Source organism: Arthrobacter sp. SE2, assembly GCF_058244265.1.
On sequence record NZ_JBZAYA010000003.1, the window covers coordinates 1 to 26,900 of the forward strand.

A 26,900-nucleotide genomic window follows, 5' to 3' on the forward strand; every position below is an offset into this window, starting at 1 on the left:
TCGGTAGACCCTCATCTTAAGAGGGCCCACTGTCCGAGATCTCCACGGCAGTTCATTCCCCTGAGCAGCCAGTTCGTGTCCTCGTTGGATCCGCCGTCCGGCGCGGCGAAGAATGCATATCCGGCTACATGGACTTCCTGACTCCAGTTGGTCTCGATGTTAAATGCTCAACGGCCGTTGCCGCCCCGAGGAAATCCGGGTGGTGCAACGACCGCTAGGAGCCAGGCACTGTTCGTTTCGGCCCGTGCGTGACCTCCGGCCTTGGCCGGGACCTAGTCCAGTGGATGGAGCCAGGTCAGGACCGAGCCGTCGCCTTCGATGTGCCCGGCAAGTTCCGCGTTGAAAATCCGGCCGTATTCCGCCCCGATGTGTTCCTCGAATGCCGCTTCATCGCGGTAGACCTCGAACACGAAGTATTCCCGCGGGTTGGTTTCGCGGGTGTAGGGCAGGAACATGACGTTCCCTGGTTCCCGGCGGACGTGGCCGGTGAGCTCTGCCATCATTTCGGCCACCCTCGCTTCGCTGCCTTCCCTGACGGTGAATTCCGCGTACAGTGTTTTGGTCATGTCCGGTCCTTTGCTCGGTGGGTTCGGCTGTCTTGCAGAGTTGGTTGTTAGTTCAGTGGCGGGATCTCGCCGGATCCCCTAGGGATCAGTTCTGACGGGACGATGTAGGTTTTCGGGGCGCCGTCGTCTCCGTCGATTCTGGCGAGGATCCGTTCGGCGGCAAGTTTGCCGATGCGCTCGGGGTGCTGGGCGATCACGGTGATCCCCGGTTCCATCATGTCGGCCAGGGTGAAGTCGTCAAATCCGATCAAGGCAACCCTGTGATGCAACCCGAGGGATCTCAGCGCGCGCATGGCACCGAAGGTGATCAGGTTCTGGCTGGAGAAGATCGCGGTGGGAGGGTTCTCCGAGGTGAGCAACTCGATCGCCGCCCGAAGGGCGGTCTCCTCGTCGTGGAGTCCGTTGCGCACCGGGATGGTTGACGTCGCAATCCCGGCCCTGCCGATTTCCTCCAGGAACCCCGTGCGGCGTTTCGTTGCCGTCTGGATGTCTGTCCGGTCGCCGAGGTAGGCCAGCTTCGTGTGGCCGTGCCGGATGAGGTGCGCGGCCGCCTTTGCGGCACCCACCTCGTTGTCCGTGACCACCGCGTCCGCTTCGATGCCCACCGGCTCGCGGTCGATGAACACCATGGGCAGGGACCGTGAGTGCTCCGGGATGACGTACGCCTGGCTCCTGGCGATCGGGGTCAGGACAAGTCCGTCAACCCGGCGCCCCAGGAAAGCGGAAATCAGCTTCTTCTCCCTTTCCGGGTCGTCATCCAGGCTCGAGGCGAAAACCGCAATCCCGCGCTCGGTCAACGCGTCTTCCAGCGCCCGGTGAATCTCCCCGCTGAAGGGATTGGACACACTGGGAAGCAACAACCCGATGGACTGGGTCTTGCGACCGGACCGTTTCAAGCTGCCCGCGGTCATATCAAGGTGATACTGCAGCTGTTCCGTGGCCCGGAGCACCCTCTGGCGCGTTTCCTCTGAAACACCGGGTTCGTTGTTCACGACTCGCGAGACCGTCTTGATCCCGACCCCTGCGAGATCTGCCACGTTTTTCATCGTCGGAGGCCTCCGACCGGAAACGGATTGGTAACGATTAGACACCGTTGTCAACGAACTGCTCCTCATCATCGATTAACACTTGACTCCACAGTGTGAGCTTGGTTACATGATACATGACATCGTTGTCTGGCGCCGGAAAGGCGCCACAAACACAGGAGTTTCAATGTTGAGTTCCAAAGCCCCGAGGCCGGCCGCGACCCGCCTTCTTGCCGCCGGCGCAGTCCTGACCCTCGGCGCACTTAGCTTGACCGCCTGCGGAGGCAGTTCCTCCAGCTCGTCGTCCAGCGGAGGCGCCGCCGGAAAGATCGGCGTTTCGCTGATCGTGAAGACTACGTCCAACCCCTACTTCGTGGCGATGGAGGACGGCGCGAAGAAAGCAGCCGAAGGCGGCAATATTGACCTGAAGCTCGCCGCGGGCAAGTCCGACGGCGACGAAGACACCCAGATCCAGGCCATCGAGAACGCCATCTCCAGCGGGGACAAGGGCATCCTGATCACGCCGAACGGGCCCGCCGTCGTCGACGCGATCAAGAAGGCCCGCGACGCGGGGCTGTACGTGATTGCCCTGGACACCCCGCCGGACCCGGCAAGTGCAGTGGACATCACCTTCGCCACCGACAACTTCGCGGCCGGCAAGCAGATCGGCCAGTGGACCGCGGCGCAGCTGGACGGCAAGAAGGCCACCATTGCGCTGGTGGACCTGTTCAGCGACAAGGTCGTCTCGGTTGACTACAACCGCGACCAGGGGTTCCTGACCGGTTTGGGCATCGACACCGCCGACAAGACGAAGAACGGTGACGAGGCCAAGACCGGCAAGTACACCGGCGGCAAGGGCGGGGACTACGAGATCGTCGGCAACCAGGCGTCCCAGGGCGCCGAAGACGGCGGCCGCACGGCGATGGAAACCCTGCTCTCGAAGAACCCGAACATCAACGTCGTCTACACGATCAACGAACCTGCCGCGGCAGGCGCCTATGAGGCCCTGAAGGCCGCGGGCAAGGACAAGGGCGTACTAGTCGTCTCCATCGACGGCGGCTGCACCGGCGTGAACAACGTCAAGTCCGGCATCATCGGCGCCACTGCCCAGCAGTACCCGGTGAAGATGGCCCAGCTGGGCGTCCAGGCCATCCAGGACCTGGCCACCTCAGGCAAGAAGCCCACGGTCTCAGCGGGCCTGGACTTCTTCAACACCGGCTCCGCACTCGTCACGGACAAGGCAGTTTCCGGACTGCAGAGCATCGATACCACGGCGGCTTCCCAGATCTGCTGGGGCAAGTAAAGCCTCCCCTCTGCGGGGAGCCGCGCCAAAGGCGTCTCCCCGCAGCATACCCAGCACGACAACAGTTATAGAACATTGAAGTTCAGGAGCTATTCAAGTGACCCAGCAACAGACCGCCGGCCCGCCGAGCGCCGGGCATGCTGATTTGGCCGAGGAATTCCTCGACCGCCAGACCCCTCTCAGTAGAATCCGCAACATTCTCCACCGCTACCCGGCCCTCAGCCCCGCCATTGTCCTGCTGATCGCGGTGGTGGTCTTCGGGATCCTCAATGAGCGCTTCCTGCGGGTGGAGAACCTGTCTCTCATCACGCAGCAGGTCGCGGTGGTGGGCACCCTGGCGATCGCCCAGACCCTGATTATCCTGACCGCCGGCATCGACCTCTCGGTCGGGGCGGTCATGATCCTGTCCTCGATGGTGATCGCCCAGCTCGCCGTCAGCAACGGCATCCCCGGGCCGCTCGCCCTCATTGCAGGTCTCGCCGTCGGTCTGGCGGCCGGGGCACTCAACGGCTTCCTGGTGACCAGATTCCGGCTCCCGCCGTTCATCGTCACCCTCGGAACGCTGAACATTTTCGTCGCCCTGACGCTGCTCTACTCCGGCGGCAGCACGGTCCGCGGATCCGCGATGCCGCCGGTGCTCACCTGGCTGGGAAGCACGTTCCCGATCGGACCCGTGCGCATCTCCACCGGCGTCGTGATGATGATCCTGCTCTACGTCGTCGTCGCCTTCATCCTGGGCAAGACCGCCTGGGGACGCCACGTCTACGCCGTCGGCGATGACAAAGAAGCGGCACGCCTTGCCGGCATTCCTGTGAGCCGCGTGCTGATGAGCGTCTACCTTGCCGCCGGGGCGGTGCTGGCAGTCGGTGCCTGGATCCAGATCGGCCGCACCAACGCTGCCAGCCCGAACGCCGGGGTCGACCTGAACCTGGACTCCATCACCGCCGTCGTGATCGGCGGAACCAGCCTCTTCGGCGGCCGCGGCTCCATCTGGGGTTCCCTGCTTGGCGCATTGATCGTCGGCATCTTCCGCAACGGCCTCTCACTCGCAGGCCTGGACGTCCTCTACCAGACTCTCGCCGTCGGCATCCTGATCATCGTTGCCGTGTCTATCGACCAGTGGATCCGAAAGGTCAAGTCATGACCATGACAGAATTTGCAGCCTCCCACACCAACACCCGCGAACCCATCCTCAAAGCCAGGAACCTCGTCAAGACCTTCGGCCGCGTAGTCGGGCTCGACGGCGTGAGCCTGGACCTGTATCCGGGCGAGGTCCTGGCCGTCATCGGCGACAACGGCGCCGGCAAGTCCACGCTCATCAAGTGCCTGACCGGCGCCGAAATCCCCGACACCGGGGAACTCTACGTATCGGGGCAGCAGGTGCACTTCAAACGCCCGCAGGACGCGCGGGTCCACGGCATCGAAACGGTTTACCAGAACCTGGCCGTCTCACCGGCCCTCGATGTCGCCTCCAACCTGTTCCTCGGCCGTGAAGAACGACTCCCGGGCCCCCTGGGGAGCGTGTTCCGGATGCTCGACACCAAAGGCATGCGCAGGAAGGCAAAGGAAGAGCTGACCCGGCTGGGCATCTCCACCCTTCAGGACGTCACAGTTCCGGTCGAGAACCTTTCCGGCGGCCAGCGCCAGGCCGTCGCCGTGGCCCGCGCGGCGGCTTTCGGGTCCAAGGTCGTCGTCCTGGACGAGCCGACGGCGGCCCTGGGCGTGCGCGAATCAAACCAGGTCCTCCAACTCGTCCGCGACCTGCGCGACCGCGGCCTGCCGGTCATCCTGATCAGCCACAACATGCCGCACGTGTTCGATGTGGCCGACCGGATCCACATCCAGCGCCTGGGCAAGTGCGCGGCCACCATCACCCCGCAATCCCACAGCATGACCGACGCCGTCGCCATCATGACAGGAGCCGCAAAGGCCTGACAGGCCCACCGGCACCTCCCGCTCCACCGGAGCCCCTTCTCCGTCCGCGGACCTGCCAACAGGTCCGCGGACGGATCCATACCGGGCTCCCACCAGTCAACCCGAAGAAAGAACCCCGATGCACAAGCCCCAACCGGACGGCTCCAACCACGAGCTGATAGACGTTGTCGTCATCGGCGAAGCCCTGATCGACATCGTCAACGGCCCCGAAGGATCCATCAGTTATCCGGGCGGGTCCCCGGCCAACGTCGCCTATGGCCTCGGCCGGCTCGGCGTCCGGACCGGGCTGCTCACGGCAATCGGCGACGACGAACACGGCACAGCCATCACCAACCACCTCCACAGCGCAGGGGTCGAGCTTCGTCCCGGATCCACTTCCCTTGAACGGACCGCCACCGCCACCGCCACACTGGCCGCAGACGGCTCAGCCAGCTACGAGTTCGACATCGCCTGGCAGCTGGCACCTGCGGCGCCGGCCATGATCCCGAAAATTCTGCACACGGGCTCGATCGCCACGTTCCTGGCCCCGGGAGCCGGCACCGTCCGCACCCTCCTCGAGCAGTGCCACCAGTCCTGCCTGGTCACCTACGACCCCAATATCCGCCCTGCTCTCCTTGGCAGCCACACCGAGGCAAAGACGATCTTCGAGGACCTGCTCCCGCTCACGGACGTCGTCAAACTCAGCGACGAAGATGCAAACTGGCTCTACCCCGGATGGTCCCCGGACGACGTGGCCGCCCACTTGCTGCATCATGGCGCGCGCCTGGCCGTCATCACCAAGGGCGCCGACGGTGCCCTGCTCGCCACCCCCGGCGCCCGGTTCAGCATCCCATCCGTGAAAACCGAAGTTGCCGACACCATCGGGGCAGGCGACTCCTACATGGCCGCCCTCATCTTCGGACTGCTGACCCGCGGCGAAGAAGCATTCGGACCGGCCGCACTCCAAAACATCGGACAAACAGCGTCAATGGCCGCCGCAATCACGGTCAGCCGGCCCGGAGCCAACCCGCCGACCTCCAACGAGCTTCTTACACGGCTGGCCGAGCCTCAACCGCCCTATGTCACCATCTAGTCCGGGTAGCCGTCCCCGCCAAACCACTCCCGCTGGGCGAACTTAGGAAGAGGCGCAAAGCACCTCTCCCTGCTGGAAGGCTCCAAGACCCCGATCTGAGGCCGCTCCACGGGACGACGAGGCGTACGCAGTCCACCGGCTCGATGTTCCAATATTGAGGCGACCGAGGCCGCTGGTTCGGATGATGGTCAGCAGGCGCAGGGAGCGCTTGTGGCCGCCGGCCAATAGGACGCGAAAAATCATCCGTTCCGCTACAAAGCAGCCGCCCGGACGAGACGGGGCCCCACTGCACGGTCGCGCGCCTCAAGCCATTGAACTACTCGGAAGCGCGGACGAAACGGGGCGGATGCGGTCGGGTGTTCTCCAGCGCGCTGCGGGTGTGCCAGACCGTGATTCCCTCGGCGCCGATGAGTCCGAGAGAATCCCCGACGTTGACGGTAGACCTTCCGGGAGGGTGGGTGACCCCCGATAGTCCCTCCAGAATGACGGTGTCGTGGGTGCCGGTCAGCGTCAGGACGGCAGTTTGGGTGTCGAAGGTGACCGAACCTGCGATGGGAGCGTAGATGCACTGTCGGTCCTTTGCATGCACCTCGACGGCAAGAGCGACGTTGATCGGTTCAAGTTCGCTTCCCGGGTAAGGCGGGCTTCACCGTAGCGGGTCAGTAGGACCTCGGCGTCCGCGCGGTCCCCGTCAATGAATCGCTGTTCCTGACCTGGACCTTCCAGCCAGGAACCTTCGCTGAAGGAGTTGCTGTCTCAGCCCAGATTCACGGCCCGACGTCGTTGCGCCTCCGCGCAACGACGATCGCTACCTTAGGTCGAGCCGACGCAGGCCCGCACCGATGGCCACCGCGGCCACACCCGATCGGGATTCCTGTGCCATTTTGACGAGGATGTTCTCCACGTGTGTTGTGACGGTGCGGATTGAAATGCCGAGTTCGGAGGCAATCTGCTGATTTGAGCGCCCCGCCGTTATTCGATCGATGACCTCGGCTTCCCTCGTGGTCAGTCTGAACGGAAGTTCCATCGGTGTTTCAACGATCAGGGCAACGTCGCGGTGTCCTGCCCATGCCGCGGCCGTGCGGGTGATTTCCAGGGCGACCGTGCCGTCGTCGGAGGCCCAGAGCCCTGAGACGGAGGCTGCGTCGCCTGCGAGAAAGCGGGCGACGAATTCGCGGAAATGCGGCTGAAAAACCGCGCTGCTCATGTCCCGGGAGATGACGAGGCGGGGAGCGTCCTGTCCGTCGAAGAGGGCGGCTTTGCCGGAATGCTCGGGCGCCGGTGGTTCGCTGGCGGATCCCCTGTCCGGGAGTGTCACGGACCATGAGGTGTCCGGTGCGGACGCCGTTCATGATCCCGCCGCGGACAGCCACGCCGGGGCCGACGCCGTGACCGTCGACGCCCGCGTGCACTTACACTTCTAGCACCGTGCCCGAGAGGCCCGTGTGAGGCTGCCTCAACGGCCGGGTGACGCCGGTTCGCAACCGATCGCTACCCCTGCCGCATTGGGCCCGCCACTCGTTCAACCGCTACTCCGCATGTACCGGCAGTCAGGGACGACGATAGGGTTGGTGCATGAGCGCACCGGATACGACACACGACTGGCGGCCCCTGTGGGCGCGGCTCAACGAGGGCGAGGAAACAGTTCCCGCCGGCGTCCTGATGACCGCCCCGCCGGGCGAGGTCAACAGCGCGCCGCCGCTGGAGTCCGAGTTCGGCGTGTTCGAGGCGCCCTTGGAGGATTACGACGTCGTGGAGCTGACGCGCTTCGACCGCCCCTTGGCGCGGGGCCGGGTGGTGTTCGGCGATGGTTTCGCTGTGGTGGGCCCGGTGCGCGCAGTGGACGGCGACGCTGTGGCGCTCGATCACGAGGCCGTGGTTCTGGCCCGCCTGGCGGAGGAAGCGTTCGTCGAAGGCGCGGATGTCGTCTATGCGCCCGTGGACGCCGGGGCGGCGGACCGGTACGAGGCCCTCGGCTGGACGCGGGCGGGCGAACTGGCCCCCTAGGTGCAAGGCCGCTTGCTTAGAGCTCGTTTGGGTTTAGTTTTCGGCATGGCGCGTAGCGGCTGAATTGACGGCCTTGGCGCAAAAATGAGGGTGCCACAATGTGCACGCACCCGGGGCTGTACTGGGCATATTTTCTGTAGTTTCCTGTGTTTTCAGCGGTCGGAAGCCGGTTCGAGTCCCACTTTCGCACGTGTTTTCTGAGGTCAGGGGGCCTTTGGCGACATCCTGAAGGTCAGAGGAAGACGGAGCCGTCCGAAGGGATGACGGATCCGTCTTCCTCTGGGAGTAAAGCGGTCTAGGAATGCCTTCACAGTATTTCCTTTGACCTGAGATCAGCCGGCACGCCAATCCAAACTCACGCAGGAGAGACTCAACTGACCTCAAGTGTCCCTTCACCGGTCACAGCGCTAGTGCCCGGCGAGTCGTGGGTGCCCTGGTTCACGCCGTCCCAGGCCTGAGCATAGGAATCTGACGTGCCAGCGGCGAAAGCTTCCAGTGAGGTCTAGCAGCTGGAAGCGGTTAGGCATCGATCACCAAATCGGTCCGTGCGGTGGAGCAGCAGGGCAGGAACTTGCCTGCCTCGATTTCCCGTGCCCGGATCCCGCCCTGGTGGTTCATCTCGACCTCCCCGGAGAGCTTGACGACCTTGCAGGACCCGCACATGCCCTCTTTGCAGTTCGCGCCGATCCTGACGCCCGCACGCTGGGCCACCCCGAGGATGTGTTCGGCGGGGTCGATGCGCACGTTGATGCCGGTGCGCATGAAGGACAGGGTGAGGCTTCCCGTTCCGACCGTGTCGAAGCTCGAGGCATCGGAGGACCCGGCCTCCGGTCCCACGTCGAGGCTGCCTTCGGGGGCTTCGGGACCGGGCACGTCCGGGTCGACGGTTTCCAGCGGCAGCCCCGTGGCCATTAGGGTTCCCTCGGCGTCGTAGCCAGGCTCGTAGAGCCCGAACGCGGTGGGCTGGCTTTCGTAGTAGTCCTCGGCGGAATGGGCGATTTCCTCGGCGATTTCCTCCGCAATGTCCACTGCAAGCGCGAGTTCGGCCTGGTATTCAAGGATCGTCTGGCGGTCTCCCGAGAAGAACTCCATGTAGATGGAGGTGTCGTCGACGCCGACTTTCTTGAGGAGCTCGGTGGCGGTGTTCAGGTAACCCTCGGGGCCGCAGGCATAGACCTGGCGGCCGTTGGCATCGGGAGCCACCTCCTCGAGCATGGCCGCCGTCAGCCTTCCGGTGAGCCCTTCCCACCCCTCGGGTTTGCTGCGGTCGCCCAGGGAGTAGAAGACCTTGACGCGCGAGTCAACGGAGGCGATGTAGGCGAGCTCCTGGTGGAAGGCAAAGTCTCCGGCCGCCGCTCCGTGGTAGAGCACCACGACATCGGCCTGTCCGGGCAGGGAGTGGATGGTCCGCACCATCGACATGATGGGGGTGATGCCGGCGCCGGCGGCCAGGAACAGGTACCGTGCCCGCCGGTCCGCGTCGGGCAGGTGGAATGCCCCGACCGGTCCGAGCATGTCGAGAACGGTGCCGGGTTTGACGTACTGGTGCACCCACGGCGAGACCTGTCCCGTGGGGTCGCATTTGACTGTGATGTCGAAGGTCCACGGCTTGGTGGGCGAACTGGACAGTGAGTAGCTGCGGTCCACCGCGTCCTGGTCCTCGCCGTTCACGGGAAAGGCGACGTTCACGTACTGGCCCGGACGGAACGCCAGCGGCGCACCATCGCAGCGGCGAAACACGAAGGTCATCATGCCGCCCACCTCGGGAACGGTCTCGACACACTCGGCCAAGAACTCCTGCGGATGCCAGGGGCCCAATGCGCGGGCGGCGCTTGCGGGTCCCTCTGTGCTGCCCATCACCCTGTTCCACGGCATCTCAAGGCCGCGAATGCGCTGTGGTTCCTGGATGGCCGTCTCGGTGAGGAGTTCAATCATGCCAAGTGCTCCTGCACGCGCTGCACGTACCAGTTGATGAACGCCTCCACCTGGTATTCACTCTTCATGTACGGGCCGGGCTCGTAGGCGGGGCTGCTGGCGCCCTTCTGGCATAGCTCCACGAACGCCTTATCCTGCAGATTGGTCTGCTTCCAGGTGTAGGTGAGTTTCTCCAGGTCGTAGTCGACGCCTTCCTCGGCGTCGTCAGCCACCAGCCAGGTGGTGCGTACCAGTGTCTGGTGTTCGTTGATGGGGAAGACGGCGAACGTGATGACGTGGTCCCCGAGGAAATGGAACCAGCTGTTGGGCTGCAGGTGCATCGAGCAGCGGCCAAGGCGGAAGTCCCGCAAGTCGCCGAGCAGCTTCTTGGAGAGCCTGCGCCCATCGGGTGAGAAGGATTCGCCCTCGCCGTCGAGTGAGTCCCGTGAGATGCGGATTCCCGCTATGCGGGTGTCGAGCTCCTCGATGACCTCATAGGGAAGGCCATAGCGGCGGCAACGCTCCTCGAGCGAGGACTGTGCTTCCTTGTTGCGGTCCCACACTTCTTCGAGATGGGCCGGAATCAGGCCCTCCGTCAGGCCCCAGGTGGGAAAGAGGGAGCACGCGAGCTCCGGGTGGCCGTCGCAGTGGTAGCACTCACGGTTGTTCTCCATGACGAGCTTCCAGTTGCCCTCCTCGATGATGTTCTGCTGGTAGGCGATCTTCGTCTTCGACAGATCGTGGGGCGCGAGGTAAGGCTCGAAGATCTTTCCGGTTTCGTCGAAATCCGTCGGCGGTTCGTCCGCAAGGGAGACGAAGATGAGTCCGGCGAACACGCGGCTGTGGGCGCGCTTGAGGCCGAAGCAGCTCTTGTCGAACTTCGTTTCCCCCGGTGCCGAGGCGTGGATTAGATCGCCGTTGGGGGAGTAGGTCCAGGAGTGATAGCCGCATACCAGGTTTCCCGTTGACCCGGCGGGTTCGGTCAGGACGCGGGCTCCGCGGTGGCGGCACACGTTGTGCAGGACGTTCACGCCGCCGTCGTCGTTGCGCAGCACGATCAGGGAGTAGGGCCCATAGTCGACGGTGACGTAGTCGCCCGGCTCCGGCAGTTCGGCGATGCTGGCGGCAAAGATCCAGTGCTGGCCAAAAATGGCTTCCATGTCGATGTTGAAAATCGTCGGATCGGTGTAGAAGGGGGCATTGAGGGAATACCCCACGCGCCGGAACTCGAACAACTCGGTGATTTCCGCCAGCTGCTCGGCAGGCAATGACGAAGCGAGTTTTCTGCGTGAATTGAGGGGCGCGTTCACTGGAGCAGACATGTGTTTCCTCCCGGGAGGGCTGGGTAGGGGGCGATCCATCGAGACCAGGGTTGGTGGGTGCAATCGCCGTTGTCGAACGTTTTATTCATGAGATTAGGACCGATCGATCTGCAACAAAAGCGCAAGATTTAGGAGATAACAGTGCACAATTGATGCATGATCGATCCACGGCTCATAACACTTCGGGTGTTTGCCCAGTGCGGCACCATTGGCGCAACCGCGGAGCTCACAGGTTATTCTCCCTCCGCCGTCTCCGCGCAGTTACGGGAGTTCCAGCGCGTGCTTGGAATGCAGCTGCTGACGAAGGACGGCCGGGGTGTGCGGCTGACCGCCACAGGCCGTTTTCTCGTGGCGGGCTCGGACACCCTCATTGCCGAATGGGAGAGCCTGCGCGCTGCGGCGATGGAGGCCGGCGACCAGATGCCCACCCGTTTTGGCCTCGGCGGATTCTCCACCGCGGCCGCCCAGTTGCTCGCGCCTCTGGCCGCCACCCTGCGCTCAACACACCCGTCGCTGGAGGTGCAGGTACTCGAGGCCAACCCGGCGCGCTGCTTCGACTTATTGGTTGCCGAGCGAATCGACATCGCCGTCATCGTCGCCATGCAGTCCGACACCTATGTTGAGGACGATCAGCGCTTCGAGCAGACCGTTCTGCTCGACGATCCCCTGGACGTGATCATTCCCTCCAATCATCCGTTGGCATCGCGGGAAAAAGTGACGCTCGAAGAGCTGGCGTCGGAACCCTGGATCACCGAGGCTGCGGGATCCACCTACCATTCCCTATTCACAGCGGCGTTCACGGCAGTCGGGGTGACGCCGCGAATTGCCCATGAGGCCGTGGAATGGGAAACCCAGATCGCCTTCGTTGGTGCGGGGCTGGGCGTGGGCCTGCTGCCGCGACTGGCGCCCCTGCATAGTGCCGAAAACGTGGTTCGACTGCGCATTACTGGCAAGGGGAAGCCCTCGCGGCGCATTGTCGCTGCGGTGCGCAGTGGCAGCATTGCATCGCCCCTGATCCAGGAGTCGCTCGGCATCCTGCGGGCCAGCGCCAATCGAATCCTCACCGCCCGACCCGAAGATGACCCCTGAAATCGCCTGGCCGAGATTCGTTGCCGACGGGCAAGCAGGTCCAGATTATGGCGGCACGTCCGCAGCCGCCGGCCTTGTGCGCCGCACCAGTCGATATGAGGTACTAGGACGCTGGCGTCCGAAGGGGCGTCTGGTCCTTCTGAAGGCCATTGTTGCCGGGACGGATCCCGAGTGCCCAGCCTGATGCGGCTTGAGATGTGCTGGGACAGGGGCTTGCATCAGCGTCCATGTGGCTATTGCTATCCTCCGATGGCGCTCATGCTGCGGTCCGGCTGGACGAAGTCGGGTGCGCCGAGGCCGGTGTGGTCCATACCGTGCGCCTTGGGTTTGATCCACATGGCGTCCTGCCAGCGTTGGGCGAGTTCCTCGTCGTCCGCTCCGGAGCGAAGGAGTCCCAACAGGTCGAATTCCTCGCGGGAGAACAAGCAGCTCATGATCTTGCCTTCGGCGGTGATCCGTGTGCGCCGGCAATCGGAACAGAACGGCTCGGTGACGGACGCGATGATGCCGACGGTCCCCAGAAGCGGACCCGTGGCGTCCGCAGATGCCGGGTCCCGGCGTCGTACTTCGAATCGTTCCGCCGGTGCCCCGTCGCGTTCGCGCGGGTCCGGGCTCAGTGCGAAGTCTCGGGAGAGCAGTTCGCGGATCTCGGCTGCGGTGATCATGTCCCGCCGGGTCCAGCCGTGATCGGCGTCCAGCGGCATTTGCTCGATGAAGCGCAGCTCATAGCCGCGGTCCACGGCCCAGGCCAGGAGGTCGGGGGACTCGGCGTCGTTGATTCCGCGCATGAGGACGGCATTGATCTTGACCGGACCCAGCCCTGCAGCCCAAGCGGCATCGACGCCGGCCAAAACCTTGGCCAGGAAGGGTCGCCTGGTCAGCTTCGTGAAAGTTTCTTCGTGCAGGGAGTCGAGGGACACGTTGATGCGGGTGAGCCCGGCGTCCTTGAGCGCCGCCGCTTTCTTGTCCAATCCGACGCCGTTGGTGGTCATGGAGATCGGCAGCTCGGGGTGCGCCTCGCGGAGGGCCGAGATGATGTCCACCAGGTCGGCACGGACCAGGGGCTCGCCTCCTGTGAGGCGCAATTCGCGGACCCCGAGCTGTTCGACGCCGATCCGCACCAGCCGGACGATCTCGGCGGCGGTCATGACGGCCTGCTTGGACAACCATTCAAGGCCCTCGGCAGGCATGCAGTACGTGCAGCGGAGGTTGCATTTGTCGGTCAGGGACAAGCGCATGTCGGTGGCCCGGCGTCCGTAGCGGTCGAACAGGCCCGCCGGAGTTCCTGCAGGGCGCCTCAGCATCGGCGACCCCGCGTGATCGTTTCCGCTCCGCGGCTGGGGCATGTTCAGCTAAACACCCATGTTTCCAGGCCACGATGGAGCATCGATAACGTTGCTTGGCTTCGTTCGGCCCCGCGGATCACTGTAGACGTACGAACCCGGCCGGCTGGCGGCGCCACCTTCGTCTTGGCAGTTGCACTTGGCGTCGATTTGTAGCCGGACCGTGACGGATTCGGAACCTTCGAAGTTGACGATTATCGGATCGGTGCCGGCGCCTGAGATGCGAAGCACGTTTTCCTTCGGCAGGGATTGATTCATTGAGGATTCCTTCTTTGGGGGGTCGTTTGGCGAGCTTTGGAGCATTAGTTCGGTCCTCGAGAACCAACGGCAGTAGGTTCGGTCTCATTTTCGAATGCCAGATCCTCCAGGAAGGGCATTCCATCCAGGTTGATCAGTGGGTTGTTGTCCTGGTTAGCCACCAGCTCACGGGCCTCGTCCTCAGTATCAACGCTCGGCATGGAGCCGGGCAGCGGCCGCCGGGCGGATTCGCGCAGGAAGTAGATGCCGATCGCACCGATGATGGAAGTGCCCATGAGGTAGTAGGCCGGGGCCATGTCATTGTGCGTAGCCTCGATCAGGCCTTGGACGATGAATGGCGTTGTGCCGCCGAAGAGCGCCATGGAGAAGTTGTAGGCAATGCCCATGCTGCTATAGCGGCCCGACGTCGGGAACTGCGCGGGAAGTGCCGAGGCGAGGTTGGCGACATAGAACGTCACGGGGAAGGCGACAAGGGCAAGGCCAGCGAGCGTGGACCAGACATTGCCGACGCCGATCAGCATGAATGCCGGGACCGCGAACACGATGGTGCTTCCGGCACCGATCCAGAGGACGGGGCGACGGCCGATGCGGTCGGACAGTTTCCCGGTCAGCGGGATGCAGGCTGCCATTATCACCATCACGGGGATGGTTAGCAGCGTGCCGTGGATGGGGTCGTAGCCTTTGGATTCGGTCAGGTACGTCGGCATGTAGGACGTCAAGACATAACCTACAGTGTTGGCAGCGGCGGCGAGGATCATGGCGAGGATAATTTGGCGCCAGTAAGCCTTGATGATTGGCAGGGGTCCCTTGGCCACGGCTTTGTCGGCTGCTGCAGCATCTGCAGAATGTGCTTGCTGGGCGTCGAGGGTTGCCTGGAACTGGGGGGATTCCTCGATCTTGTTCCGGAAGTAGACGGCGATCGCACCGAGCGGCCCGGCGATCAGGAAGGGCAGCCTCCAGCCCCATTCCTCCATGGCCGCTTGGCCCAGAGACAGTTGCAGCACGGACACGATCGCAGCCCCCAGCGCGAAGCCGAGATACGAGCCCATGTCCAGGAAGCTCGCGAAGAAGCCGCGCCGCTTGTCGGGGGCATATTCGCAGACGAAGGTAGTGGCGCCTGCGTACTCGCCGCCGGTGGAAAAGCCCTGGACGAGTTTCAGGATCACCAACAGGGCGGCGGCCCACACGCCGATCTGAGCGTATCCGGGAAGGAGTCCGACGGCGAAGGTACTTGCCGCCATCAGCAGGAGCGTCGCCGCCAGCACCTTCTGGCGGCCAATCTTGTCGCCGAGCCAACCGAAGATGACACCGCCCAGCGGGCGGGCGATGAATGTTGCGGCGAAGGTGCCGAGTAGGAATAGGGTTTGGACGGACCTGTCAGCTTCCGGCAGGAAAACGGGGCCCATTGTGGTTATCAGGTAGCCGAACACGCCGACGTCGTACCATTCCATGGTGTTGCCGACGATCGTGCCGCCGAGTGCCTTCTTGAGCATCGGCTGGTTGACGACGTTGACGTCGGACACCTCTAGCCGCCTGTGTCTGAGGAGCTTCGGTTTCTGGGTCATAATGGTTCCTTTTGCTCAATGTTGCAATTGGCTCATATGTGGCCGTCGGCCGGCACCTTGTGACAGGTTCGGTTCGTCGGCGGATAGGCGTAGTGCTTCCCTCGGAGGCCTTGGGCATGAAGCACCTCTCCTTCCTTTAGGAAGGGACTCGCAAATACCTGTAGGCGCCAATTCTTGATCGTTCCGCATGGAACAACAGAATTCGCCATAAGCAACAGAGTGCGTTAGATCACAGTGATTGTCAAGGACATTGCGCAAAAGTGTTGCTTATCGTGATTCTTGTTGCGTATAGACCTTCGGCTGCGGCCTATGCTCCTTGGGAACTACGCATCTACTTGACCCAGGCGGCGACCTTGTCCGAGTTCGCGTCGATCCACTTCTGGGCGGCGGCATCCGGGCTCATGTTGTCCTTGGCGATGTACCCGGCAACCGTGTTCTGGTCCTGGTTCGCCCACGTGAATTTCTTGACGAGCGAATACGCGGGGCTACCGGAGTTGGCGAACTTGGTGGATACGATCTTGTTGAGGTCGTACTTGGGGTAGTCGCAGGCGACCTTGGCCGCGTCGGCGTCGCAGCCGGGCGTGTAGGCCGGGAGGTTGACTTTGACGAGCGGGACCTCCGCCATGAACCACTGGGGCTCGTAGAAGTAGCCGATCAGCGGGGTCTTGTTCTGCTCGGCTTGCCGGAAGGCCTGGATGAGCGCTGGTTCGCTCCCCGCGTACACAACCTTGAAGTTGAGGTGAAGGTTCTTTACGAGGGCTGCGTCATTCGTGACAAAGGAGGGGTCGCCGTCGAGGAGTTGGCCCTGTCCTCCGGACTCGGAGGTCTTGAACAAGTCAGCATACTTGTTGAGGTTCTTGGAGTCCGTGATGTCCGGGTACTGCTTGGCCATCCATGGCGGCGCGTACCAGCCGATCACGCCGGTGTTGCCGGTCGGCCCGGCGTCGACCGCAGTCTTTTGCTGCTTGATGTACTTGTCCGCGAGCTCGGAGTGGCCCCAGTTCTCAAGGACGGTGTCCACCTCGCCGCTGCCGAAGCCCTGCCATGACACCTCTTCCTTGAGGGTCTTGTAATTTACGGTGCAGCCAAGCTTTTCCTTGGCAACGGTCCCTACGACGTAGGCGTCCGCCTCGTAGCCGACCCAAGGGTTTACGGCGACGTTGAATGCGCCGCATGCACTCTTTCCGCTTGGCGGGGTTGCGCTAGGGATATCGCCGGAGCAGGCCGTGAGCGCCAGAACCGCGGTGAGGACAATTGCGGCAGACGCTCTCGTCCTGGTCTTTAGGCCAAGTTCCGTCAGTGATTTTTTCACGGCTCTTTCCTCTATCGGGTGCTGCCGAAGCGGGCAGTGGCGTGTTGGGTGATGCGGTCGAGCATGACTCCGAGCGCGGTGATGGCCATGCCGGCGGCAAGCCCCTTTCCGAAGAGCTGGCTCTGGGAGAATCCGGCGACTACGAGATAGCCGAGTCCTCCGCCGCCGACGAGTCCGCCGACGACGACCATGGACAGGACGTAGAGCAAGCCCTGGTTGGCGGCGAGGACTACTGCCGCGCGGGCCATGGGGAGCTGGACCTTCGCGATCATCTGCCACGACGCTGTTCCGAGCGATTCCGCGGCCTCCACGGCAACCGGCGAGACACCTCGGATCCCGTCGGCAACTAGTTTCGTCGCGATGGGCACGCCGTAGGCGAACGCGGCGACGATCGCCGTGAATCGTGTGGGACCGAAGAGGGCGAGGGCCGGTACGAGGTACACGAAGGACGGGATGGTCTGGAAGGCGTCGAGCACGGGTCGGATAACCGAGTCGGCGGGCTTGCTCCGACCCATCCAGACGCCCAGGCAGACAGCGACGAGGACCACAACGAACGCGGCTACGAGCGTGGTCGCGAGCGTCTTCATGCTCTCATTCCACAGCCCGCTTCCGAGGATCACAGCTTCGCACACGATCGTGACTATGGCGGCCCACCGGCCGGCGAGCACGAACGCGATTCCGAGCAGCGCGAGCGCCATGGCCCACCACGGCGACTGTGCGAGCACCGACTGGAGTGGGTCGACGAGAAGCGCGGTGACGGTGTTCCTGAGCCATTCCGTGAAGCCTGAGAACGTGCCGACCGTCCAGTCAGTGGCGGCAGAGACGGCCTTCGCTAGTGGGGTGCCGAGGTCGGGCGAAGCCGGGAACTTCGAGAGTGCAAGATAGATGTGCGAGAGATAGATGGCCACAGCGGCGACGACAGCGCCTGCGATGATAATGGTCCGACGCATCTGCTGGCCCCCGAATGTGCCCGTCTGACCCACTCCGGACCCTCGCTGCATGCGGGCTTCGATGCCTGAGCGTTCGGAGGCTCTCGTCGTGGTGCGGTCGAGCATGATCGCCATGAGCACGATGGCAAGGCCAGAGACAAACGCCGAGCCGACGTCGAGCGACTGGAGCGCCTGGAGCACCGGAGTGCCCAGGCCCGGGCCGTTGATGAGCGCGGCTATGGTGGCCATCGAGAGCGCCGCCATCGTGCACTGGTTGATGCCGACCACGATAGTGCGCCGGGCCATGGGAAGTTGCACCTTCACGAGGGCCTGCCAGGGCGTGCTGCCCATGGACGTGACGGCCTCGAGGGTGGCCGGTGAGACCCCTCGGATGCCGTGCTCGGTGATGCGCACGAGCGGCGGCAGCGAGTAGATGATGGTCGTGACAATCGCGGCGGCCGGGCCGATGCCGAAGACCAGTGCGAGCGGGGCCAGGTAGGCGAACGACGGCAGGGTCTGCATGAGGTCAAGCAAGGGTGAGACCGCGGCCGAGACTCGGCGGCTTCGGGCCATGACAATGCCTAGCGGGAGGCCCGCGACTGTACAGATGCCGACTGCAAAGAACGTGACGATGAGCGTGTCGATGCTTTGTGCCCAGTAGCCAAGGAACCCGAAGAGCAGCACGCACACGCCGACGAGGAGCATCGAGCGCACGCCGGCGAACGCCAGGGCCAGCCAGGCGAGGAGCGCGACGACGCCGAGCCAGCCGATCTCCGGCACCGGGCGTCCGTCCGAGGCCTGGCTGAAGATGCCTTGGAGAGAGGTGACGAGCCCGTTGACTCCGTCCGTGATCGGCTGGACGATGTGCTGGAACACGAAGGAGTTGGTGCGGGCGCTGTCAAAGGCGTCGCGGACGCTGTTCAGCCAGAGTTGGAAGTCCGTCTTGTCTGCGCCACCCAACTCGAGGGTGTCCAGTCCCCTGAGCGTGGCCCAGAGTATGAGCCAGACGACACCAATGCCCACGAGCGAGACCGGGCGCCAATGGCGTCGGCAGAATCCCAGGACAGCAGGGCCTCCGGACGGGGTGGCAGGGGTTCGTCCTCCAGGTGAGTCGGGACGCGCGCCCCCAGACCGTCGTCGACGGTTGGCCCGCTCTGTGGCGATGCTCACCTGGCGCCGCCTTGGTGGGAAGCCGGGGACGGCTCTTCGGCGACGACGACGCGGAGGATATCCTCGTCGTCGACGATGCCGAGGAACTCCTCGCCGTCGAAAACCCTTACAGGGAGCTCCGAGTGGAGGACCTGCCGGGCGGCTTCGCGCACGACGCGGTCGGCCTGCATCACCGGCCCGTCGAGGGCCTCGCCGTCGCGCGGGGGCCGCACCACATAGCGCAGCGTGAGCACGTGTGATCGGGGGACATCCGAGACGAAGTCGCGCACGTAGTCGTCAGCGGGGTTGGCCACGATGTCGGCCGGGGTTCCGATCTGGACGACCTCTCCGTCGCGCATGATGAGGATGCGGTCACCGAGCTTGAGGGCCTCCTGGAGGTCGTGGGTGATGAAGACCATCGTCTTCCCCACCTCCTCGTGCAGGCGGCGGACCTCGTTCTGCATGTCGCGACGGATGAGCGGGTCAAGGGCGGAAAACGGCTCGTCGAAGAGCAGGACCTGCGGGTCCACGGCGAGTGCCCGGGCAAGGCCCACGCGCTGCTGCATGCCGCCAGAGAGCTGGTCGGGGAACGAATTCTCGTACCCGGTCAGGCCGACGAGGTCGACCATGTCCTGGGCCCGGGCGCGGCGCTGGGACTTGCCCTCCCCGCGGACTTCGAGGCCGTAGGCGACGTTGTCGATCACCCTGCGGTGCGGGAGCAGGCCGAACTGCTGGAATACCATCGCCATGTGGTTCCGGCGCATAGCCCGGAGGCGGGCCTTGCTCGCGCGGATAACGTCCTCGCCGCCGATCGTGACGCTTCCCGCTGTCGGCTCGATCAGTCGGGTGAGCAGGCGTACGAGCGTCGACTTGCCGGAGCCGGAGAGTCCCATGACCACGAAGACCTCCCCCGGGGCCACCTCGAACGAGACGTTTTTGACGGCTGCGACGCATCCGGTCTTGCTTTGGAGCTCCTTGCGCGAGAGGTGCTCGGCCGGGGTGCCGATGATCTCGTCAGACTTTTGGCCGAAGATCTTCCATAGTCCATCGACCTTGAGCGCGGACTCAGTCGCGTTGGAGCTGGGGGTCTCTTCTGTCGCGGTGTGCGTGCTCATGCTGTTCTGCTCTTTCCGCTATCACAACCCCTGTATTGATGATGCATCTGCAGTGCTTGGCTGTCACGCGTGGCTGCTAGTCGTGGCCGTTCACGGTGATACCGGGAGGGAGGTTGGGGGTCTCGTCGGATTGCTGGAGGTAGATCTCCCCGCCAGCCATTTACCGATGACCCCGTGCCCCAGTGCCCGGGGTCATCGGTGCGTGTAGCCCATTTGCACGCTGATCCGGATTCCGGCCTGACGCAGGGCGTCAATAAGTCCGGGGATCTTCTGCGGGTCAAACCGGAACGCGGGTCCGGAGATGCTGACGGCTCCGATGACGGTTCCCAAGTGGTTGTAGACCGGAACCGCAATCGCGTTCAGTCCGATCTCGAGTTCCTCGCGTGTCTCCGCATATCCATCGTGGGCCACATCGATCAGCTGCTTCTCGAGGTCTTCCCGATTGGTGATAGTGCGGGGAGTCCTGGCATAAAACCCCGCTTCCGTCAGGATGCGGTCCCGTTCGTCGGCGGACAGTGCGGCCAACAAAACCTTCCCGCTTGAGGTGGCGTGCAGCGGCGTCAAGCCGCCCACCCAGTCATAGGTGGCCAACGACGACGGTCCCATGGCCTGATCCACGTTAACGGCATAGTTCGAGCGCAGGACAGCGAGGTTCACAGTCTCCTTGAACTCCTCCGCAAGACTCTCCAGCACGGGCCGGGCCTCGCGGACCAAGCTGAGCCGGCCGGGAATCGAACTGGCAAGTCGCAGGATGCCGAAGCCCAGCTGGTACTTTCCCCGGTCGCTGTTCTGGTGGACCATCTCCCGGCTCACCAGCGAGCCGAGCAGTCGAGAGACCGAGGATTTGTGGATGCCGATTTCCTCGGCGATTTCGCTCACGCCCGCGTGTCCGTCACGGGAAAGGATTTCGAGGATCTGGAGGGCACGGTCAACAGACTGCACACCACCGGGCTGCCCGTTTCCGCCTTTTTCGGAGTCAAAGTCAATTGTGGCCATGAGCCATACCTACGTCTTTCTGCGGCGAAACAAGAGGCTGAAACCTCCCTCTTGTTTCTCTAAATCCTAGACCGGAACCACAGGGGCATTGAACAGGTGGCTTCCCGCCGATCCGGCGGTCAGGGTTTGGGTCCAAGGGAGCGGCAGCGCGGGAACCGGGTCCCCTGGCTGGGCGCCGTGAGGAGGCACAGCCAGGACACCATCGGCCCAGGCGAGGCCCCTCATCATTCCCGGGCCAGTGTGATGGGCAGGGGATGCCAGCCCGTTGTCAAAGCGGAAGGGCAAAAGGCGGGTGCGGCCCGGATCAGCGCCAAACGCGGTACCGGACGTTACCCGGCTGAGGTTCGAAAGCGGACAGTGTCCTAATGCCGCGATCAGGGGCGCACCAATGGTAATCAGCGCCATCATGGCGGCCAGCGGGTTTCCAGGCAGTCCGACGACGAAGCGCCCGTCCGGCAGTTCGGCCAGTACCGCGGGATGTCCGGGACGCATGGCGATGCCGTCCAGCAGCAGCCTCCCGCCTAGCGCGGATATGGCGTTGCGGAAGTGGTCCGTTCCGGAGCGGCCGGTCCCGCCTGTGGTGATGACGACGTCGGGCCGCTCCGCCGGGCGGGTGCCCGTATCGCTGAGGGCGGCGAGCCACTCCTGATATGAGTCCCCGATTCTTCGCTGTCCCACCGGGGCGCCTCCCAGCATTGCAAGCACCGTGCCCAGCTGCAGGCCGAATGCATCCCTGACCTGTCCCGGCGCGGGCAGCCCGGAGGTGACCACTTCCGAGCCCGTCAAAAGGATCGCGACTCGTGGCTTGCCAAAGACGTGTAGCTCGTCGTGGCCGGCGATCGCGGCAAGGGCGATATGGGCGGGATTGAGCACGGTGCCTGCGGGGATGGGCACTTCGCCTGCACAGGCTTCCTCGCCTGCATGGCGGATATGCTGGCCGCTTCGCGGTTCGCCGGGCCTTGCTTCGGGGCCGAGGGTCAGCGTGGGCACACCCGCTATGTCATCGCTTGTCCGGCCACTTTCGCGGCGTAATACGGCGTCGGTACCGACAGGCACCAGTCCGCCGGTGGCTATGGGGCTGGCATGGTGCGGTGCCAGCGGTTGACCCGGTTTCACCAAGGTCCAGGGTCCGCTGTCGCTGACGGCCCAGCCGTCCATGGCCGAGGATGCGTAGTGCGGTAGGTCTTGACTCGTTGTGACGGCTTGGGCAACCGTGCGTCCGATGGTTCCCGCCAGGGGCACAGGCAGCGCCGGGATGGGGGCGGCACAATCGAATGCCACTTGGCGGGCCTCAGACCAGCTCGTCGCGGACTTTCGAGCGGCCAGTGGACCCGAAGGCCGACGCCGTTGACCGCCGCGATCGGTTAAATCCTGAGCATGCAAGCCTTGCCCCTTATCTGAAGGCTTTCCGAATGAGATGCTGCTCCCGGGGAACGGCGATAAGGCACATTCTTGGGCCCTATCGCCGCCCCTCCCCGGAGCGAGCGAGCCAGATTAGGTCCGGCTCTTAGTCGTGGCGGCTAGGCCTTGACGTAACCGTTCGGGTTCAGCACGTACTTCGTGGCGGCTCCCGCATCGAACTCGGCATACCCGCGGGCAGCGTCCTCCAACGCGATGGCCCTGGCGTTGACGGCTTTCGCGATCTGGACCTTGTCATGCAGGATCGCCATCATCAGTTGCCGGTTGTACTTCATCACGGGGCACTGGCCGGTGGTGAAGGACAGTGATTTGGCCCATCCGGTGCCCAAGGACAGTGAAAGGGAACCGTGCTGGGCTGCCTCGTCGATTCCGCCCGGGTCGCCGGTGACGTACAGGCCGGGGATGCCCAAGGCGCCGCCGGCCGCGGTGATGTCCATGAGGGAATTCAGCACGGTGGCCGGCGCTTCGTGCGAGGCGTCCTTGCCGTGTCCGCGGGCTTCGAATCCGACGGCGTCCACGCCGCAGTCCACTTCGGGCACGCCGAGGATCTGCTCGATTTGGTCCTTGGGATCACCCTTGGAGACATTGACGGTTTCGCAACCGAATGACCTGGCCTGGACGAGGCGGTTTTCGTTGATGTCACCGACAATGACGACGGCTGCGCCGAGCAGTTGCGCGCCGGCGGCCGCCGCCAGGCCGACCGGACCCGCGCCAGCAATATAGACGGTAGAGCCGACACCGACCCCGGCCGTGACTGCTCCGTGGAAGCCGGTGGGGAAAATGTCCGAGAGCATGGTCAAGTCCATGATCTTCTCCAAGGCCTGGTCCCGGTCCGGGAACTTCAGCAAGTTCCAGTCCGCATACGGCACCAGGACATATTCGGCCTGCCCTCCGACCCATCCGCCCATGTCGACGTAGCCGAAGGCGCTGCCTGGCCGGTCCGGGTTGACGTTCAGGCAGATGCCGGTCTTGCGTTCCTTACAGTTCCGGCAGCGGCCACAGGAGATGTTGAAGGGCACCGATACGATGTCGCCGACCTTGATGAATTCCACATCCGGGCCAACTTCCACCACTTCGCCGGTGATCTCATGACCGAGGACCAGGTCGCGCGGTGCGGTGGTGCGGCCGCGCACCATGTGCTGGTCGGAGCCGCAGATGTTTGTGGTCACGGTGCGCAGGATGGCTCCGTGGGGCACCTTCCGGCCGACATTGGCGGGGTTGACGCCGGGGCCGTCCTTGAGCTCAAGAGTCGGGTAGTCGGTGTCAATGATCTCGACTACGCCAGGTTCCTTGTATGCGACTGCTCTGTTTCCTGACATGGACACTCCTAAGGGCCATTTCATGGTGTTTTGATTCAGTGGTTGGACCTTCGCTGAAACAGTTGCCAACGGTTGCCCGTTGCCCGTAAGCGGTGCTCCGGCGCTTACCTCCCCAGGCATTCAGGCCACCGAAGCACCGCTTACGGGCAACGCGACTTCTCACGCCCGGTTCAGGGGATGAGAGAGACAACCACACTGATATGTCGATCTTAGATTAAAGATATATCAGAAATATGTTACGTCAGCCGAACGCGTCATGTCCAGAGGTTTTTCAGCGGCCGAGTATCAGGCTGAGTGCTTCTGCGCGGGCGGCCGGCAGTCGGAGCTCGCCCCGCACCGCGGAGGTGATGGTCTTTGCCCCTGGTTTTCTGACCCCGCGCATGGACATGCACAGATGTTCACACTCGACGACGACGATCGCACCTAGGGGTCGAAGCGAAGTGACCAGGGCATCAACGACCTGCGTCGTGAGCCGCTCCTGAACTTGGGCCCTTCGAGCGAAGATGTCCACCAGCCGGGCGAGTTTGCTCAGGCCCGTGACGAATCCATCCGGGGAGGGGATGTATCCGACGTGGGCTGCGCCGTGGAACGGGACCAGATGATGCTCGCAGGTCGAATAGAAGGGTATGTCCTTGACGATGACGAGTTCTTCATGGCCGAGGTCAAACGTCTTGTCCAGCACGGAGAGGGGTCTTCGTGGAGGCCGCCGTACATTTCTGCGGCAGCGCGGGCGACGCGTGCGGGGGTCTCAACCAGGCCGGGCCTGTCCGGGTCTTCGCCAACGGCAAGGAGGAATTCCCGGACGGCCCGTTCCACCCGCGGACGGTCAACCCCTGGGGAGGACACCGCAACCGCGGTCCGGCTATCACTCATGGCTGCCTGCGCCTGCCGGCTCGAGGCGGACAATGACTGACTTTGACGTCGGGGTTCCGCTGACGTCGGCCACCGAGTCGAGCGGCACGAGGACGTTGGTCTCCGGGTAGTAGGAGGCGGCGCAGCCCTTTGGCGTCGAATAGGAAACGATGCGGAAATTCTCGGCCCGTCGCTCGGTGCCCCGGAATTCGGATACCAGGTGAACCATGTCGCCGTTCTCGAAACCCAATTCGGCCACATCGGATTCGTTCACGAGGACCACTCGGCGACCGCCGTGAATGCCACGGTAGCGGTCGTCCTTGCCGTAGATGGTGGTGTTGTACTGGTCGTGGGAGCGCAGCGTCTGGAGGATGAGGCGGCCCTCCGGGACGCGGAGGTACTCCAAGTCGTTCGCCGTAAAGTGGGCCTTGCCGGAAGCGGTGTCGAATTCCCTGGCATCCCGGGGCCGGTGGGGGAGAACGAAGCCTCCCGGGTTCTGGATCTTCTCCTCAAAATTTTCGAAGCCGTCGAGTACCGCTTCGATGTGTTTCCTGATCAGGGAATAGTCGTCCCTGAGTGCGAGCCAGGCGGCCTTGGGTGTGTTGGGCAGGAGGTGGCCGTCGCGGTCCGTGAAGAGCCGGTGGGCCAGGTTGCAGACGATCGCCACTTCGGACATCAAGTGCTCGCTTGCAGGCTTGAGCCGTCCACGGGACGCATGGACGGCACTCATGGAATCCTCCACGGTTACCCTTTGGTCACCTGTACGCTGCGTGTCCTTCTCGGTGCGTCCGAGCGTGGGAAGGATCAGGGCTCGCCGCCCCGTTGCCAGGTGGGAATGGTTCAATTTTGTGGAGATCTGGACCGTAAGGCGAGTGTTGGCCAGGGATTGCTCCGTGGTTTCAGAGTCCGGGGCCGCCCGCACAAAGTTGCCGCCCATCCCGACGAAAACCCCGACCTTGCCGTCCCGCATCGCCCGGATGGCCGCGACGGTATCGTAGCCATGGGCCCTGGGGGATTGGAACTGGAACTCCTGGTCCAGCCTGTCGTGGAACTTCTCCGGCATTTGCTCGAAAATGCCCATGGTGCGGTCGCCTTGGACATTGGAGTGTCCGCGGACGGGGCAGACTCCGGCCCCGGGCTTGCCGATGTTGCCCTGAAGAAGGAGGACATTGACGACGTCGCGGAGCGTGGGCACGGAATGCTTGTGCTGTGTTAGGCCCATGGCCCAGCAGACAATGGTTGCTTTCGAAGCCAGGAGACGCTCACCGGTAGCCTTGATCTGGTCCATCGTTAGCCCGGTCGCTTCGAGGATGTCCTCCCACGCCACATCTTCCAGTTGCTTCACGTAGGCATCGAGGCCGACGGTGTGTTTGTTGATGAAGTCATGGTCGAGCACGGTGGGCAGGCCTGGGCTGGTCCTTCCCGCATCTTCGGCCTCCAGAAGGTATTTACCCAGTCCCTGGAAGAGCGCCTGATCGCCCCCGGCCCTGATCTGCAGGAAGTCGTCGGTCAGTTCGGTGCCAACCACCATGCCAACGACGTTCTGCGGGTTTTCGAATCTGAGCAGCCCGGCTTCGGGCAGCGGATTCACGGACACGATGAGAGCACCGTTCTTCTTGGCCTTCTCCAGTGAGCTGAGCATGCGCGGGTGGTTCGTGCCTGGGTTTTGGCCCGCGACGAAGATCAGCGACGCTGTTTCGACGTCTTTGAGGCTCACGGAGCCCTTACCGATGCCGATGGTTTCGACGAGGGCCGAACCGGAGGACTCGTGGCACATGTTGGAACAGTCCGGAAGATTATTGGTCCCCACGCCGCGCACGAGGAGCTGGTAGGCGAAGGCCGCCTCGTTTGACGTCCGGCCGGACGTGTAAAACACCGCCTGGTCCGGGTTGTCCATGTCCCTGATCTCCTGTGCGATCAGCTCCAAGGCATCATCCCAATCGACGGGCCTGTAGTGCGTTGCGCCGTCGTCCAGGAGCATCGGATGCGTCAGCCGCCCCTGCTGTCCCAGCCAGTAGTCGTCCCTCGTCTTCAGCTCAGCGATGGAATGCGATGCGAAAAACTCCGGCGTAACGCGGCGGCGTGTGGCTTCTTCCGCGACGGCCTTGGCGCCGTTCTCGCAGAACTCGGCCGTATGGCGTTTGTCGTGTTCCGGCCAGGCGCAGCCCATGCAGTCGAACCCGTCTACCTCGTTGACCGCCAGCAAAGTTTGGACGCTGCGCAAGGGGCCCATCTGCTCGAGGGAGATTTTCAGCGCGTTGGTGACGGCGGGGAGGCCCACGGCTTTCGACTTGGGTTTGGTGACAGTCAGCTTTGACTCGTCGATATTTTCACGCGGGGCTTTTGAGGCCATGGGCTTTTCCTTCAGATCTTGGCCGGATAGAGAGGTCTGGCGGTGAGGAGAAGGAAG

General features: G+C 63.7%; 22 protein-coding genes and 1 pseudogene. 6 read left to right on the forward strand and 17 right to left on the reverse strand.

Annotated elements, in window-relative coordinates; genetic code table 11:
- Window positions 1–272: 272 nt before the first annotated feature.
- Window positions 273–566: a putative quinol monooxygenase gene (locus AC4CS3_RS04920; protein WP_490782454.1), complete on the reverse strand. Its 294-nt coding sequence runs from the start codon at window positions 564–566 to the stop codon at window positions 273–275.
- Window positions 567–613: 47 nt separating this feature from the next.
- The gene (locus tag AC4CS3_RS04925; protein ID WP_490782455.1) at window positions 614–1,612 is read right to left on the reverse strand and encodes a LacI family DNA-binding transcriptional regulator; all 999 of its coding nucleotides are present in this window, start codon (window positions 1,610–1,612) and stop codon (window positions 614–616) included.
- Window positions 1,613–1,778: 166 nt separating this feature from the next.
- Here AC4CS3_RS04925 and AC4CS3_RS04930 point away from each other — a divergent pair, with 166 nt between their 5' ends.
- From AC4CS3_RS04930 to AC4CS3_RS04945, 4 genes are all read left to right on the forward strand, one after another.
- Window positions 1,779–2,894 carry a substrate-binding domain-containing protein gene (locus AC4CS3_RS04930; protein WP_241708020.1) on the forward strand — a complete coding sequence of 372 codons (1,116 nt, stop codon included), beginning with the start codon at window positions 1,779–1,781 and terminating at the stop codon, window positions 2,892–2,894.
- A gap of 97 nt (window positions 2,895–2,991) precedes the next feature.
- Window positions 2,992–4,038 carry an ABC transporter permease gene (locus tag AC4CS3_RS04935; protein WP_234750546.1) on the forward strand — a complete coding sequence of 349 codons (1,047 nt, stop codon included), beginning with the start codon at window positions 2,992–2,994 and terminating at the stop codon, window positions 4,036–4,038.
- Window positions 4,035–4,829: an ATP-binding cassette domain-containing protein gene (locus AC4CS3_RS04940; protein ID WP_490782456.1), complete on the forward strand. Its 795-nt coding sequence runs from the start codon at window positions 4,035–4,037 to the stop codon at window positions 4,827–4,829. The genes AC4CS3_RS04935 and AC4CS3_RS04940 overlap by 4 nt, the downstream gene beginning before the upstream one ends.
- 118 nt (window positions 4,830–4,947) lie before the next feature.
- A complete protein-coding gene (locus AC4CS3_RS04945) occupies window positions 4,948–5,901 on the forward strand; it encodes a carbohydrate kinase family protein (RefSeq protein WP_490782457.1) in 954 nt (317 codons plus the stop codon).
- 316 nt (window positions 5,902–6,217) lie between these two features.
- On the opposite strand, the gene AC4CS3_RS04950 is transcribed toward AC4CS3_RS04945, so the two are convergent.
- Both AC4CS3_RS04950 and AC4CS3_RS04955 read right to left on the reverse strand, forming a co-directional pair.
- The gene (locus AC4CS3_RS04950; protein ID WP_490782458.1) at window positions 6,218–6,490 is read right to left on the reverse strand and encodes a hypothetical protein; all 273 of its coding nucleotides are present in this window, start codon (window positions 6,488–6,490) and stop codon (window positions 6,218–6,220) included.
- A 219-nt stretch (window positions 6,491–6,709) separates the two neighbouring features.
- Window positions 6,710–7,219: a response regulator transcription factor gene (locus tag AC4CS3_RS04955; protein WP_490782459.1), complete on the reverse strand. Its 510-nt coding sequence runs from the start codon at window positions 7,217–7,219 to the stop codon at window positions 6,710–6,712.
- Window positions 7,220–7,476: 257 nt separating this feature from the next.
- Between AC4CS3_RS04955 and AC4CS3_RS04960 the strand changes: the two genes are divergently transcribed.
- The gene (locus AC4CS3_RS04960; protein ID WP_490782460.1) at window positions 7,477–7,908 is read left to right on the forward strand and encodes a hypothetical protein; all 432 of its coding nucleotides are present in this window, start codon (window positions 7,477–7,479) and stop codon (window positions 7,906–7,908) included.
- A gap of 519 nt (window positions 7,909–8,427) precedes the next feature.
- Here the strand turns inward: AC4CS3_RS04960 and AC4CS3_RS04965 are convergent.
- On the reverse strand, window positions 8,428–9,843 hold the full coding sequence (locus tag AC4CS3_RS04965) for a ferredoxin reductase (protein WP_490782461.1): 1,416 nt from the start codon (window positions 9,841–9,843) through the stop codon (window positions 8,428–8,430).
- A complete protein-coding gene (locus AC4CS3_RS04970; RefSeq protein ID WP_490782462.1) occupies window positions 9,840–11,144 on the reverse strand; it encodes an aromatic ring-hydroxylating oxygenase subunit alpha in 1,305 nt (434 codons plus the stop codon). Before AC4CS3_RS04970 ends, AC4CS3_RS04965 begins: the two co-directional genes overlap by 4 nt.
- A 156-nt stretch (window positions 11,145–11,300) precedes the next feature.
- Here AC4CS3_RS04970 and AC4CS3_RS04975 point away from each other — a divergent pair, with 156 nt between their 5' ends.
- Window positions 11,301–12,233 (forward strand): LysR family transcriptional regulator, encoded by a 933-nt coding sequence (locus AC4CS3_RS04975; protein ID WP_490782463.1) that lies wholly within the window; start codon window positions 11,301–11,303, stop codon window positions 12,231–12,233.
- 239 nt (window positions 12,234–12,472) lie between these two features.
- On the opposite strand, the gene moaA is transcribed toward AC4CS3_RS04975, so the two are convergent.
- The 11 genes and pseudogenes from moaA to AC4CS3_RS05030 all read right to left on the reverse strand — a co-directional run bounded on the left by moaA (window position 12,473) and on the right by AC4CS3_RS05030 (window position 26,843).
- Complete coding sequence (moaA, locus tag AC4CS3_RS04980; protein ID WP_490782464.1) at window positions 12,473–13,537, reverse strand: GTP 3',8-cyclase MoaA; 1,065 nt, start codon at window positions 13,535–13,537, stop codon at window positions 12,473–12,475.
- 48 nt (window positions 13,538–13,585) lie between these two features.
- Window positions 13,586–13,834: a hypothetical protein gene (locus AC4CS3_RS04985; protein ID WP_441414921.1), complete on the reverse strand. Its 249-nt coding sequence runs from the start codon at window positions 13,832–13,834 to the stop codon at window positions 13,586–13,588.
- A 44-nt stretch (window positions 13,835–13,878) separates the two neighbouring features.
- On the reverse strand, window positions 13,879–15,399 hold the full coding sequence (locus AC4CS3_RS04990) for an MFS transporter (protein ID WP_490782465.1): 1,521 nt from the start codon (window positions 15,397–15,399) through the stop codon (window positions 13,879–13,881).
- A gap of 331 nt (window positions 15,400–15,730) precedes the next feature.
- Window positions 15,731–16,711, reverse strand: coding sequence for an ABC transporter substrate-binding protein (locus AC4CS3_RS04995; protein ID WP_490782466.1), 981 nt, complete (start codon window positions 16,709–16,711; stop codon window positions 15,731–15,733).
- 11 nt (window positions 16,712–16,722) lie between these two features.
- On the reverse strand, window positions 16,723–18,810 hold the full coding sequence (locus tag AC4CS3_RS05000) for an ABC transporter permease (protein WP_490782467.1): 2,088 nt from the start codon (window positions 18,808–18,810) through the stop codon (window positions 16,723–16,725).
- Window positions 18,807–19,904: a quaternary amine ABC transporter ATP-binding protein gene (locus tag AC4CS3_RS05005; RefSeq protein ID WP_490782468.1), complete on the reverse strand. Its 1,098-nt coding sequence runs from the start codon at window positions 19,902–19,904 to the stop codon at window positions 18,807–18,809. Before AC4CS3_RS05005 ends, AC4CS3_RS05000 begins: the two co-directional genes overlap by 4 nt.
- 192 nt (window positions 19,905–20,096) lie before the next feature.
- Window positions 20,097–20,900 carry an IclR family transcriptional regulator gene (locus AC4CS3_RS05010; protein ID WP_441414926.1) on the reverse strand — a complete coding sequence of 268 codons (804 nt, stop codon included), beginning with the start codon at window positions 20,898–20,900 and terminating at the stop codon, window positions 20,097–20,099.
- A 66-nt stretch (window positions 20,901–20,966) separates the two neighbouring features.
- Entirely contained in the window at window positions 20,967–22,283 is a 1,317-nt protein-coding gene (locus AC4CS3_RS05015; RefSeq protein ID WP_490782469.1) for a molybdopterin molybdotransferase MoeA, read from the reverse strand.
- Between the two features lie 137 nt (window positions 22,284–22,420).
- Window positions 22,421–23,638, reverse strand: a complete 1,218-nt coding sequence (gene fdhA / locus AC4CS3_RS05020) for a formaldehyde dehydrogenase, glutathione-independent (RefSeq protein WP_490782470.1) — start codon at window positions 23,636–23,638, stop codon at window positions 22,421–22,423.
- A 271-nt stretch (window positions 23,639–23,909) separates the two neighbouring features.
- Window positions 23,910–24,511: pseudogene (gene folE, locus AC4CS3_RS05025) on the reverse strand (GTP cyclohydrolase I FolE).
- Complete coding sequence (locus tag AC4CS3_RS05030) at window positions 24,504–26,843, reverse strand: FdhF/YdeP family oxidoreductase (protein WP_490782471.1); 2,340 nt, start codon at window positions 26,841–26,843, stop codon at window positions 24,504–24,506. The pseudogene folE and the gene AC4CS3_RS05030 overlap by 8 nt, the downstream one beginning before the upstream one ends.
- Window positions 26,844–26,900 lie beyond the last annotated feature (57 nt).